Below are 12936 nucleotides of genomic sequence, written 5' to 3' on the forward strand. Positions count from 1 at the left end.
CCGGGGTTACGCAAATAGCCTGCCATAATGACCATACAAAGAGCGATTCGTTGCATGGCCCCGGCCCACCCCTTATCCTATGCCTTTGCCTTCAACCCGCCATATCCGGCGGAGCAACGGGAGTGTTCTGACGTGCGCCTGGCCATTTTTGATCTCGATAACACACTAATTAACGGTGACAGCGACCACGCCTGGGGAGAGTTTCTCTGCCGTCGCGGTATCGTTGACGAGAAGGCATACCGGGAGGCCAATGATCATTTCCTGCAGCAGTACCAGGCCGGCACCCTGGATATCCACGAGTTTCTAAACTTTGCCCTGCGCCCGCTGGCTAACCATAGCGAAGAGCAGCTGAACGCCTGGCACGCGGAGTTCATGACCGAGTGTATCGAACCGATGATGCTACCGGCCGCCCGCGACCTGCTCGACAAGCACCGGGCACAGGGAGATTTCCTGCTCATTATCACGGCCACCAACCGTTTCGTGACCGCCCCGATCGCTGAACGTCTGGGCGTGGATGCGTTGCTGGCCACCGAGCCCGAGCGTCTTGCAGACCGTTTCACCGGGCGCGTTGCCGGCACCCCCTGTTTCCAGGGCGGCAAGGTGGTACGCCTGGATACCTGGCTCAGCGAAACCGGCCACTCGCTGGCGGGAAGCAGTTTCTACAGCGACTCCCACAACGATCTGCCACTACTGGAAAAGGTAGATTTTCCGGTGGCGGTCAATCCGGACGCCAGGCTGGAAGCGGTTGCCCGGGAGCGTGACTGGCCGGTCATGGATCTGCGCCGCTGAGGCTGACACCGGATCAGATCGCTACCTTGCACTCACGCAGCATGCGGTTCAGCTCCATCATAATCTGGCGCCGCGTAATCATGCCAAGCAGGCGCCCCTGCTCCACCACCGGATAGTTTTTCGGCTTGCTCTGGCTCATCTGCTGGGCCAGGTCAACGACACTATCCCCCGGCGCCACACAGAGCGGCTCCTGGTGCATGATATCGGACACCTGGATACGGCTGTCACAGTAGTAACTGCTGCTGACCAGATAGCGCAGGCAGTCGTGCTCCGACAGGAAGCCGATCACCGCACGCCGGTCATCGACCACCGGCAACCCCAGCTGTCCAGACATCAGGATAAGCTCAACCGCTTCAGAGAGCGCCATCTGACCTTTCAACGGATGCGCAACCGGCAGCATCAGGTCACGCACCTGCTTCTGATGTAGCATGCGATCCTCCTTTTTTTATCATTTTCGATAGCGCCTAAAGTTTGGCAGAGGATCGCTGCTTTTGCCTATGCCGGGGCAATTATTTCATCAGGGGCAGGGGTAGGTGTGGTGATCGTGCAGCGCTTCAATCTCGCCGAGCAGATCAGCGCTGAGCTGCAGATCCACTGAGGCGATATTGCTGCGCAGCTGATCCATCCGCGTCGCGCCGATAATATTACTGCCGAGGAAGTCGCGGCTGTTGACGTAAGCCAGTGCCATCTGGGCCGGATCCAGCCCCGCATCCCGGGCCAGGTTCACATACGCTTCCGTGGCGGCCTGCCCTTTTGCGGAGATGTAACGGGCAAACTGGGGAAACTCCACCAGCCGTGCGCCTTCCGGGCGGGCACCGCCCAGGTATTTACCACTGAGCACGCCAAAGCCCAGCGGCGAATAGGCCAGCAGGTCCACCTCCTCGCGCAACATCACCTCGGACAGACCCACTTCCAGGGAGCGGTTCAGCAGGTTATAGGGGTTCTGTACCGAGATCGGACGCGGCAAATTGTGCTGCTCGGCCAGTTGCAGGAACTTCATCGTGCCCCAGGCGGTTTCGTTGGACAGGCCGAAATAACGGATCTTGCCCTCGTCCACCAGTTCACCCAGTACCTGCAGGGTTTCAAGGATCGGCGTACCATCCTTTTCCGGGTGATGCTTATAGGCCAGCTTGCCGAAGTAGTTGGCTACCCGGTCCGGCCAGTGCAGCTGATAGAGATCGACATAATCGGTCTGCAGCCGGGTCAGGGAATCCTCCAGTGCCTTGCGGATGTTGGCACGGTCGAGATGCAGATCCGGGCGCAGATAGCTGATCTGCTCGCCGGGACCTGCCACCTTGGTGGCCAGCACCACCTGATCGCGATTGCCACGCGCCTTCATCCAGTTACCGATGTACTGCTCGGTATTACCCTGGTAGGCAGGATCGGTCGGCACCGGATACATCTCTGCCGCGTCGATCAGGTTAACGCCCTCGGCCAGGGCGTAGTCCATCTGCTCAAACGCCTCCGCTTCGGTGTTGGTGCGGCCGAAGGTCATGGTACCCAGCGCAATCCGGCTGACCCGGAGGTCGGAACGACCCAGCTGTTTGTACTCCATCAATCCTCTCCTTGTTTAACGCTCTGGCACGCACCGCCTCAGCTTGCCGGCAGCACGCGCATAAAATAGGCCTTGAGGTATTCGGTTTCGGGAATCGCTGGATGGATCGGGTGATCCGCGCCCTGGTAGCCCTGGGCGAATATCTGCGCATAACGGTCCAGTTCCCGGCTGTTGGAGCGCAGCAGATCCACCAGCCGCTCCCGCTGCAGATGCATGGAGCAGGATGCGGAGATCAGCACGCCATCCTTCGCCAGCAGGCGCATGGCGAAGTTGTTGATCCGCCCGTAAGCGCGCTCGCCGTTTTTCACGTCCTTGCGCTTCTGGATAAAGGCGGGCGGGTCGACGATGACCAGATCGAAGCGCTCCTTCTCCGCCACCATCGCCTTGCACAGATCGAAGGCATCGCCCTGGAGGGCACGGAAACGGCGCTCTGCATTATTGATACGCGCGTTTTCCGCTGCCACTTCCAGCGCACCGGCAGACGCATCCAGGCAGGAGACCTCTTCGGCGCCGGCCGCCAGCGCCTGGGCGCCCCAGCCTCCAACATAACTGAACAGATCCAGCACCCGCTTGCCCTTCACCATCGACTGCATGCGCGCGCGGTTTTCCCGGTGATCGTAGAACCAGCCGGTCTTCTGTCCGGTCAGCACCGGGGCCAGCAGATCCACGCCGTTCTCGTTAAGGGGCACCAGTTCCGGCACTTCGCCCTGCACCACCTCCACGTAAGTATCCAGCCCTTCCAGCGAACGCATCTTGCTGTCATTGCGCAGCACGATGGCGGCGGGTTTGAAAACACGGTTCAGCGCATCGATCACCAGCTCCTGCACCCGGTCCATGCCCGCCGTGGAGATCTGCACCACGAACAGATCGTAAAAACGGTCCACAACCAGTCCGGGCAGGCCATCCGAATCACCAAAAACCAGACGGTAGCAGGGCTTGTCGAACTGGGCCTCGCGCAGCGATGCGGCCACCTTGAGGCGGTGAACCAGCAGCGAGCGGTCCAGAGGATAACCGGCGTCACGGCTGATCATCCGGCCACAGATCAGGGTATTCGGGTTCACGTACGCCAACCCCAGCACCTTGCCTCGGGCGTTCTCCACCTGGACCTGCTCGCCCGGTTCGAACTCCTTCAGAGGCGTGCGCCGGGTATCGACTTCGTTACTGTAAATCCACAGATGACCGGCACGCAGGCGGCGGTCGGCATTGGCCTGGAGCACTAGGGGTTTGATATTCATAACTGCCGTATCGCTTGAAATGACTGTCCCGGCAGCGCGGCCGGGACAGGAGGGACTGACGTTCAGGAAGCAACGCCGTTATTCGGATTCGCACTGTTCCGAGTAGGCGTCCGCATCGAGCAGGGCTTCCAGCTCTTCCGGGTCGCTCAGTTTAATCTTGTAGAACCAGCCATCACCGTAAGGATCGGAGTTGACCAGTTCAGGAGCGTCTTCAAGCTCCTCGTTGATCGCCACCACGGTACCGCTCACCGGCGCATAGATATCGGAGGCTGCCTTGACCGATTCAACCACTCCGGTATCGTCTCCGCTCGACACTTCCGCGTCGAGATCCGGCAGCTCAACAAAGACCACATCACCCAGCAGCTCCTGGGCGTGATCGGTGATGCCGATGCAAACGACACCCCCATCTTCTTCACGAATCCACTCGTGGCTGGCCACGTACTTCAGTTCACTCGGGACATTGCTCATCGTTTGATCCTTACTTTGAACCTCAGGAAAACCGTTTTTTACCCTCTCGTACGAAGGGCGGTTTGACAACCTTAACCGGCAGACTTTTTCCTCTTACCTCGACACTGGCCGACTCGCCGGTAGCAACCGGCACCCGCGCCAGCGCGATGGAGCACTCCAGGGTCGGCGAATAACTGCCACTGGTGACTTCGCCCTCACCGACGCCGTCTACTGTTACTGCCTGGTGGGCCCGCAGGATACCGCGCTGCTCCAGCACCAGCCCAACCAGTTTAGACCCGACGCCCTCGCTTCGCTGCGCTTCCAGCGCCTCACGACCAATAAACTGTCTGTCCGCAGGTTCCCAGGCCAGCGTCCAGCCCAGGTTGGACTCCAGTGGAGTGACCTGCTGCGTCATGTCGGCGCCGTAGAGGTTCAGCCCCGCTTCGAGACGCAGGGTGTCCCGTGCACCCAGGCCACAGGGTTTGACACCGGCCCCGATCAGCGCCTGCCAGAAGCCTGCCACCTCGTCATCCGGCAGCATCAGCTCCAGCCCATCTTCACCGGTATAACCGGTGCGGGCAATGAACCAGCCTTCCGACTCCTGCCCCTGAAACGGCTTGAGTCCTTCGATCAGGCGGGCACGGCTGTCACTGAGAACAGAAGCGGTCAGCGCACGGGCTTCAGGACCCTGGACCGCCACCATCGCCAGGTCCCGCTGTTCATTCAGGCTGACCTCGAAGCGTACGGCGCAATCGGCCATCCAGGCGAGATCCACCTCGCGGGTACCGCAGTTAACCACCAGACGGTACCACTCGCCTGTGCCGGGCTCGGTCATGCGGTAGACAATAAGATCATCGATGACGCCGCCCTGCTCGTTGAGCATGGTCGTGTACAGCGCGCTGCCGGCGTGTTTCAGGCGTGCTACGTCGTTCGCCAGCAGGTGGCGCAGGTAAGCGGTGGACTGGCCACCGGAGACATCGACAACGGTCATGTGGGACACGTCAAACATGCCAGCAGCTCGACGTACCTGGTGATGTTCATCAACCTGGGAGCCGTAGTGCAACGGCATCTGCCAGCCGCTGAAATCAACTATTTTGGCACCGAGCGCCAGATGCTGAGCATGAAGTGGAGTTTTCTTTGCCATCGGCCAACCCGTCGGTTGCGGCCTGGCAGGCTTGCGCTGCCGCCAGGGCCTGAAAAAGGGATGACAATGTATCGGCAAACCCCGGGCAGTTCAATCGCTGCCCAGGCGCCGCAGAGCCGGGTGTCAGCTCAACGGCCGGCGCGCCAGGCGCGGTACCTCGCCGCGCAAACCCATCGCCATCAGCACCAGATGCTGCTTCACCGGTGCCATGCGATCGACCAGGCTCATGCCGCTGGAGCGCAGCAGCCGCAGCGGTGCCGGCAGATCATCAAACAGGCGCCGGAAGCCCTCCATCGCCGCCGCGGTCTGCAGGTTGTCGGCACGGCGCATACGCTGATAGCGTCGCAACACCCGCTCGCTCCACCAGGCATCGCCGCGCTCATGGGCATCCAGCACCACTTCGGCCAGCGCCGCCACATCGAGGAAACCCAGGTTAACCCCCTGCCCGGCCAGCGGATGGATGGTATGTGCCGCATCGCCCACCAGGGCCAGGCCCGGCTGAACGTAACGCTGCGCATGCCGCTGTCGCAGCGGATGCACGTGACGTTTATCGGTGCGCAGAATCGCGCCCAGGCGGTGCTCGAACGCCTTGCCGAGCGCACCACAGAAAGCGTCATCATCCAGCGCCATCAGCTCACGCGCATGGGCCGGTGAGGTGGACCAGACGATCGACAGCGTGCGTCCGTTCGGATGCGCCAGCGGCAGCAGTGCCAGCGGGCCATCCTCGGTGAAACGCTGCCAGCAGGTATCCTGGTGAGGCGCTTCGGTTTCGATGGTGGTGACGATAGCGTGATGGCCATAATCCCACTCCGTGGCGCCCATGCCGGTCAGGCTGCGAACCCTGGACTGGGCACCATCGGCCGCGACCAAGAGTCGGGTTTGAATAGCGCGGCCGTCGGCAAGATGCAGCTCGCGTTCCCCGAGCGGATTCGGTGGCGTGATCGTCTCGATCCTGACGCCCGGCTCGAAGATGACATTGTCGGCCTGCTGCATGGCACCGTAGAGCGCTGCCAGTGTGACCCGGTTCTCGACGATATGACCAAGGCAGGGTTCGTGCAGCTCATCCGCACTGAAATGGATCTCGCCACGACCGGTGCCGTCCCAGACCGTCATATCGGTATAGACGCAGGCCCGGCTATGCTTGATGGCAGACCAGGCACCGAGGTGAGTCATCAGCTGCTGCGAGGCACAGGTCAGAGCGCTGACCCGGGGATCAAAACCCTGCTCGGACAATGCCGGCAGTGCGTTGATCAACTGTTCGGGCTGCTCGTCACGCTGTTCCAGTATACGGATCGACAGGCCGGTCGGTGCCAGCGCACAGGCCAGCGCGACGCCCACCATACCGCCACCCACGATCAGGATATCTACACTTTCCCTTGCTGTTTGTGCTGTCGACACCCCAAGCCCTCTTGTTCTGTCTCTATCTATGCAACCGTAATCAGCGCAATCTTGATCAACGTGAGCGTGATCAGCGCAACCGCGGCGCCGGCTGATCCAGGCCCATGGCGGCCCGGGCCAACAGCGTCTTGCCCAGGGGGCATATCTCCAGCGCCACCAGTCCCAGGTCGCGCAGCAGCGCAAGTCCCGGCTGTTCACTGGTAAACATCTTCATGGTGCGGTCACTGAACTGGATGGTGCGATACTGATCGGAGCGGCGCGCCGCCTCAAACATCTGCAGCGCGTGCAGCTCCCCGAGTGGCAGACCTTCGCGCCGACGTTCAATGATCAGGTCGGCCAGCGCAACGACACCGCGAAACGCCAGGTTGAATCCCTGCCCCGCGATCGGATGGAGTGCATGAGCCGCATTACCGAGCACCACAAGGCCCGCCCGCACCTGCTCTTCGGCCAGTACCAGCTTTAACGGGTAGTGGAAGCGCTCACCCACGCGCACAAAACGACCGGCACGGTAGCCGAAGCGATCCTGCAGTTTACGCAGGAAAGCGGCATCATCCAGCGCCAGCACCTCGTCCACCTCGGCTTCAGGCAGGGTCCATACCAGACCGCAGCGCGCCTGGCCATCCAGGTCCTCACCCGGCAGCAGTGCGATCGGTCCGGTATCGGTGAAACGCTCATAGGCCACGCCACCGTGGGACCTGTCCAGACTGACATTGGCGACCAGCGCATGCTGCTCGTAGCTGCTTTGCGTATAGCCGATTCCCAGCTTTTCCCGCAGCGCAGAGCGACCGCCATCGGCGACCACCACCAGGCCGGCCTTGAGAGTGCGCTGACCCTGCTCGCTGCTGATCTGTACTTCACTGCCATCGGCGCGGTTATCCAGGTCCAGTACCTGGGCCGGGGAGATAAAATCGATCCAGGGGGAACCCTGCTGACCCAACTGGCTCAGCAGCACCTGGCCAAGCCAGTGGTTTTCCACCACATAGCCCAGCGCCGGCACCTGCTCACGCCGGGCATCGAGCCGTGTGACGCCAAAACGGCCACGATCCGAGACGTGGATATGTTCGATAGGCGTCAAGTGTTCCACCAGCCGATCCCAGATGCCCATACGCTCAAAAGGCGCACGTATACCGTAGGCCAGCGCCGTGGAACGGGCATCGTAGCTGGGCTGAAAGACCGGTTCGCCGGCGGCCGGCATCGCCTCGGCCTCGACAACAGCGATACGCAGTTCCAGCTCCTGAGCCACCGGCAGCAGCGCGCAGGCCAGACTCGCGCCTACCATGCCGCCACCGACAATCACCAGATCATAGTCGTTTCGCATCGACTCGTTCACTGTGCCATCAACGCCTCGATCTCGGCCACGCTCTTGGGCACACCGGACGTCAGCACCTCGCAGCCCTGTTCGGTAACCACCACGTCGTCCTCGACACGGATGCCGATACCGCGCCAGCGCGGCTCGACATTTTCGTTCTGCGGCGACACGTAGAGCCCCGGCTCAACGGTCATCACCATTCCCGGCTCCAGCGGCCGCCACTCACCATTGACCTTGTAGTTGCCCACATCATGCACATCCATGCCGAGCCAGTGGCCGATGCGGTGCATATAGAAATCGCGGTAGGCGCCCTGCTCGATCAGCTCATCCACATCACCGCTGAGCAGACCCAGTTCGACAAGGCCTGACGTCAGCATCTGCACCGACAGATCGTGGACTTCGTTCCACGGCAGACCCGGTTTGATCAACTCGATGCAGGCCTGGTTGGTCTTCAATACCAGTTCATACAGGGCCCGTTGCTCATCGCTGAAGCGGCCGTTAGCCGGGAAGGTGCGGGTGATATCGCTGGCGTAGCAGTCCAGCTCGCAGCCCGCATCGATCAGCACCAGATCACCATCGTTCATCGGTGCATCGTTTTCGATGTAGTGCAGGATGCAGCCGTTGGCACCGGCTCCGACGATCGGGCTGTAGGCCTGGAAACGCGCCCCTGCACTCATGCAGTGGCTGATGATCCTGCCTTCCAGCTCATATTCGTAGCGCCCCGGAGCCGCCAGTTTCATCGCCTCGCAGTGCGCCTCGGCGGAGATGGCTGCAGCCTGGCGCATCACGGCCAGCTCCTCTTCATCCTTGAACAGGCGCATCTCGTGCAGCAGGTTATCCAGCAGCACCAACTCTTCTGGTGCCTCTGCCCCCAGACGGGCCTTGGCGCGCACGGCGTTAAGCCAGCTCAGTACCTGGGCATCCAGTGCGTCGTCGCTACCGACAGCGTAGTAGAGGCGGCGGGCACCATCCAGCAGTTCAGGGATATGCTCATCCTGCTCATCGAGATCAAACGCCTGATCGGCACCAAAGCGCTCGACACAGCCTTCGGGGCCGGCACGGTAGCCGGTCCAGATCTCCATGGCCGGATCCCGCGGCGGGCAGAACAACACCACTTCGCCCTCTTCACGCCCGGGCTTGAGCAGCAGCAGCGCATCGGGTTCGTTAAAGCCGGTCAGGTAATAGAAGTCACTGTTCTGGCGGAACGGAAACTCCGCATCGCGGTTGCGGGTTGCCAGACTGGCGCCGGCCACCAGGGCCACACTGCCCTCGGGCAGGGCCTCGAGCAGGCGGCGGCGACGCTGTGCATAACATTGCTGACTGATTTTCATGGTTGATCGATCCTTACAGGCGGGTCAGTGCAGTGTCCGGGGCGTCGGTTCCTTTTCCGGCTCGGCCACCCGGTTGCACTCGTTGAACATCAACATTGCTGCCATGCGGACATACTCCTGGACCTCCATCAGATCAGCCTCATCCTCTTCCGAATCCACATCGGTATCGGCGGCGATCTGGGCGATCTGGGCCAGATCCTGCAAGCCTTCCTGGGCTTCTGCGGAGAGCTTCTGTGACTGCTTGGTGTGCAGACCAAAGCCGCTCAGGAAGCCACTGCACCAGCTGCCAAGTGCTTCGGCTCGCTGGGCCAGCATCTGCTCATCGTCCGGCAGCAGCAGGGCGAAATCGAAATCATCGGATTCGTACTGCGCCAGCGTGCGCTGGTAGAGTTCGATCAGGCCAAGCTTGGTGGTTTCCTGCTTCAGCGCACTGACATCCATCAGCTCCAGGAACACCCGCAACAGGGTATCGGCGTCGAAGCGCGCTCCCGCGGCCAGCTGGCCGGCAAGCAGGCCGTGCAACTCGGCCGGGGATACGGCCAGCACCCCCTCCTCGATCAGCAGGTTGGCAACAATATCGAAATCGGGCAGCTCAACTGCGGCATCTTCGCGGGTCATAATCAGGATACATTCTGTCGGTCAGAGGAAGCGCGGCCCGGCGGCGCGGCCCGCGCGTTGGTTGGGGCTAATGCTAGCACCTCAGCCCTTACAGGGCCACGAAAGCCAATGCGGGCGGCAGGCTGACCGGGCTTCAGCCTGTTTCTACGCAGACCCGGTCCCGCCCCCCTTCTTTGGCGCGGTAGAGCGCCTCGTCGGCGCGCATACTGAGACTTTTCTGACGATCCCCGGCCTGCCAGCAGGCCAGGCCTATACTGATTGTGCGTTTCCCCGCGGTCGGGAACGCGTGAGCTCTGACCTCATCGCACAGACGCTGCGCCAGCTGCTCAGCCTCTTTCAGATCGGTTTTGGGACAGATCACCATAAACTCCTCGCCGCCCCAACGGGCGAGGGTATCCCCATCCCGGCAGTTCAGATCCAACAGCGCCGCAAAGTCGGTCAGCAGCGCATCGCCCACCTCGTGACCGAAGCGGTCGTTAACCTCCTTGAAGTGATCGATATCGATCAGCAGCACCGAAAAGCCAGAACCGCTGCCTTCGGCGTTCTCTATCTCCCGCTCGAACACCTGCTCGATATAAAGGCGGTTCTTCAACCTTGTCAGGCGGTCGGTCACCGACAGCTGCTCCAGCATGCGGTTTTTTACCGTCAGCTCCTCGTGGGCCTGCTGCAGCTGTTCATTACTCTCGCGAATACGGTTGTTCAGTCGCGCCAGCTTACGGTTCCACACCAGGATCACACCCAGCAGCATCGCCGCGCCCAAAGAGGTCTGGGCCAGGAGCCGGTAATCGGTGGTTTCTGCCACCGGTGTCAGCTGCAGCCAGCGGCTGGCGATCTGTTCACGCTGATCATCGGCCAGCGAAGCCAGGGTCTTGTTCATGATCCGGCTTAACACCGCATCCTCGGCCCGCATCGCCATGCGCAGGGCATAACGGTTGTTGAGCTGGCCGGATATTTTCAGGTCTCCATAAACACGCCGGCTCAGCTCCCGACCCAGCACCGGCAGGCTGTCGGCGACACCGAATACCTCGCCGTCATTGAGCGCTGTGAGAGCCGCCTCCAGTGTGGGGTAGGGCTGCAGCTGAACCGGTTCTTCAAGATCGCGCAGAAACTCCTGCACCTCACCGTTCTCAACAACGGCCAGTGTGCGTCCGTCGACCTGCGCCAGGTCGCTGACGAACACCTCATCAGGCCCTGTCGCGACCACCAGCGGCAGGGTAAACAGCGGCTGGGTAAAGGAAAGTCCCTCAAGCCGGTTCAACAATGGGGAAGTTGCGACCAGATCGCAGCGCCCGCCTTTCAGCCCGGCAATTGCCTGCAGATAGTTATCCACCGGCTCTACCCGAAAATCGATACCGGAGTTATTCCTCAGTATCTCCAGCATATCGGCAAAGGCACCAATCACCCGGCCCTCATCGCCGGTCTTTTCCAGCGGCATATTATTGCGCTGTACACAGATCTTTACCGCGGTGCGAGACTCAAGCCACTCCAGTTCCTCGCCCCTGAGGTGGACGTAGTTGGCCGGTGAGCGCGCACTGGCGAGCCACTTTTGCTGCAGGGCGCGCTTCTCCTCTTCGGTCAGGCTGTCCATCGCCTTCTGCAGGATATCCCGCAGCAACGGCTGCTCCTCGCGCACCGCGATTCTCAGCGACAGGGGCTCACCGCCACCGATACTCAGGGTACTCTGGCTCTCAAGATTGGGGACGCCGTATTTCTGACTGAGGTGATCGGCCACGGTCATCAGCTCGATGGTGGCATCCGCTTCGCCGGTGCTGATCTGCATCAGCGCGTCCAGGCTGTCGGCCGAGGGAACCACCTTCATGCCCGGTATCCGGCTGAGCTGGTCAAACATGTAAAAGCCGTCCGGCAGCACCAGCGTTTTCTGTTTCAGCTGATCGAAACTCTCGATCGGCAGCGTGCCTTCGTGCCGGTACAGCGCCTGCGCCAGGCGCACATAGGGACGGGTAAACTCAAGGTAGGTTTCCCGCGCATCACTGCGCACGATGTTCATCATTACATCGAGGCGCCCTTCCCGCATCATCTGCAGATACTCGTCCCAGCTGGCACCGGATACGAAGTTAACCTCCAGCCCGGCCTTCTCCGCCAACAGCTTGATCAGATCCATGGAGTGACCGCGGGGGCGACCGTTTTCGAAAAAGTTATACGGCTCGAAATTACTCTCGTTGTGTACACGAATGACCGGGTTCTGTTTAACGAACTCGCGCTCTTCCGGCGTCAGCGCCACGGTACGTGCCTGGCGGATAAAACCCAGAGATGCTCGACCGACCCAGCGGTCGATCAGGGTTTCCCAATCCGCTTCCGTGATCGCGTCCAGCCCCTTCTGGATGATGGAACGCAGCAGCGGCTTTTCGGGCTGCACACCAAAGCGCAGGTCTTCACGACCCACGTTGCGCAGCTGGAACTCGCCGGCCACCTTGATATTGGTATAGGCGTTGGTCGAGGCATAGTGATAGCCGGAGGTCAGGTTCTGTATCGCTGCGTCGACCTCACCGTAAGCCAGGGCGCGGACAAGGCTGGCATAGTCATCGTACTCACGGATCTCCAGATCGTTCTGGGCCCTGAGTTCACGCGCATAAAAGATATTCCTGAGCACCCCCACCCGCTTGCCTGACAGGTCGGCAAGTCCCTGGTAGTCACCAAACTCCTTGCGGGTAAAGACAACGGTGGGAATCTCGAAATAGGGAGTGGTGTAGAGTGTGAAGGGCGTGCGCTCGGGCTTGAAGGAGATATCGGAGATCGCATCGATCTGCCGCTCCTCGAGCATGCGCAGGTTATTGGACCATTCGCCGGTGCTTAACTCGATCTTGAGCCCCGTCTTCTGCTCAATCAGTGTGACCAGGTCCGGCACGAAACCGCGTAGCTCGCCCTCTTCAATATAGGAAAAGGGAACAAAGTCGTACATGGCCGCCATGCTGACCGGTTCGCCCTGGGCGACCAACGCGGCCTCACGGTCAGTCAGCGTCGCGTTTTCCCCGGCCAGAGCCAAACGGGGCAGCAACACAGCCAAAAGTAACAAAAGGGTAATGAAATACGGCACGGTGAACGATCCCTGCGCAATCCCTGCTGATCATTGGGTAAACATGCCACCCCGG

At 61.1% G+C, this 12936-nt stretch carries 11 protein-coding genes; 1 reads left to right on the forward strand and 10 read right to left on the reverse strand.

Features of this window, described 5'->3' with window-relative positions:
- Positions 1–132 precede the first annotated feature (132 nt).
- Positions 133–789 (forward strand): HAD family hydrolase, encoded by a 657-nt coding sequence (locus ACQUQP_RS00550; protein WP_432698734.1) that lies wholly within the window; start codon positions 133–135, stop codon positions 787–789.
- A 13-nt stretch (positions 790–802) separates the two neighbouring features.
- Here ACQUQP_RS00550 and ACQUQP_RS00555 read toward each other — a convergent pair whose 3' ends face one another.
- The 10 genes from ACQUQP_RS00555 to ACQUQP_RS00600 form a co-directional block, all read right to left on the reverse strand.
- Entirely contained in the window at positions 803–1219 is a 417-nt protein-coding gene (locus ACQUQP_RS00555; RefSeq protein WP_432696883.1) for a CBS domain-containing protein, read from the reverse strand.
- A gap of 87 nt (positions 1220–1306) precedes the next feature.
- Positions 1307–2344 (reverse strand): NADP(H)-dependent aldo-keto reductase, encoded by a 1038-nt coding sequence (locus ACQUQP_RS00560; RefSeq protein ID WP_432696884.1) that lies wholly within the window; start codon positions 2342–2344, stop codon positions 1307–1309.
- Positions 2345–2382: 38 nt separating this feature from the next.
- Complete coding sequence (locus ACQUQP_RS00565) at positions 2383–3579, reverse strand: class I SAM-dependent rRNA methyltransferase (protein ID WP_432696885.1); 1197 nt, start codon at positions 3577–3579, stop codon at positions 2383–2385.
- A 78-nt stretch (positions 3580–3657) separates the two neighbouring features.
- On the reverse strand, positions 3658–4047 hold the full coding sequence (gene gcvH, locus ACQUQP_RS00570) for a glycine cleavage system protein GcvH (RefSeq protein WP_432696886.1): 390 nt from the start codon (positions 4045–4047) through the stop codon (positions 3658–3660).
- A 22-nt stretch (positions 4048–4069) separates the two neighbouring features.
- On the reverse strand, positions 4070–5170 hold the full coding sequence (gene gcvT / locus ACQUQP_RS00575) for a glycine cleavage system aminomethyltransferase GcvT (RefSeq protein WP_432696887.1): 1101 nt from the start codon (positions 5168–5170) through the stop codon (positions 4070–4072).
- 123 nt (positions 5171–5293) lie between these two features.
- On the reverse strand, positions 5294–6568 hold the full coding sequence (locus ACQUQP_RS00580; RefSeq protein ID WP_432696888.1) for a UbiH/UbiF/VisC/COQ6 family ubiquinone biosynthesis hydroxylase: 1275 nt from the start codon (positions 6566–6568) through the stop codon (positions 5294–5296).
- 70 nt (positions 6569–6638) lie between these two features.
- On the reverse strand, positions 6639–7886 hold the full coding sequence (ubiH, locus tag ACQUQP_RS00585) for a 2-octaprenyl-6-methoxyphenyl hydroxylase (RefSeq protein WP_432696889.1): 1248 nt from the start codon (positions 7884–7886) through the stop codon (positions 6639–6641).
- An 8-nt stretch (positions 7887–7894) separates the two neighbouring features.
- Positions 7895–9208, reverse strand: coding sequence for a Xaa-Pro aminopeptidase (gene pepP / locus ACQUQP_RS00590; RefSeq protein WP_432696890.1), 1314 nt, complete (start codon positions 9206–9208; stop codon positions 7895–7897).
- A gap of 24 nt (positions 9209–9232) precedes the next feature.
- A complete protein-coding gene (locus ACQUQP_RS00595; protein WP_432696891.1) occupies positions 9233–9826 on the reverse strand; it encodes a UPF0149 family protein in 594 nt (197 codons plus the stop codon).
- A 133-nt stretch (positions 9827–9959) separates the two neighbouring features.
- On the reverse strand, positions 9960–12881 hold the full coding sequence (locus ACQUQP_RS00600) for a transporter substrate-binding domain-containing diguanylate cyclase (RefSeq protein ID WP_432696892.1): 2922 nt from the start codon (positions 12879–12881) through the stop codon (positions 9960–9962).
- Between the last annotated feature and the right edge of the window lie 55 nt (positions 12882–12936).

It is taken from the genome of Marinobacterium sp. YM272 (genome assembly GCF_050908845.1).
In the GTDB taxonomy this organism is placed as follows: Bacteria; Pseudomonadota; Gammaproteobacteria; order Pseudomonadales; family Balneatricaceae; genus Marinobacterium_D.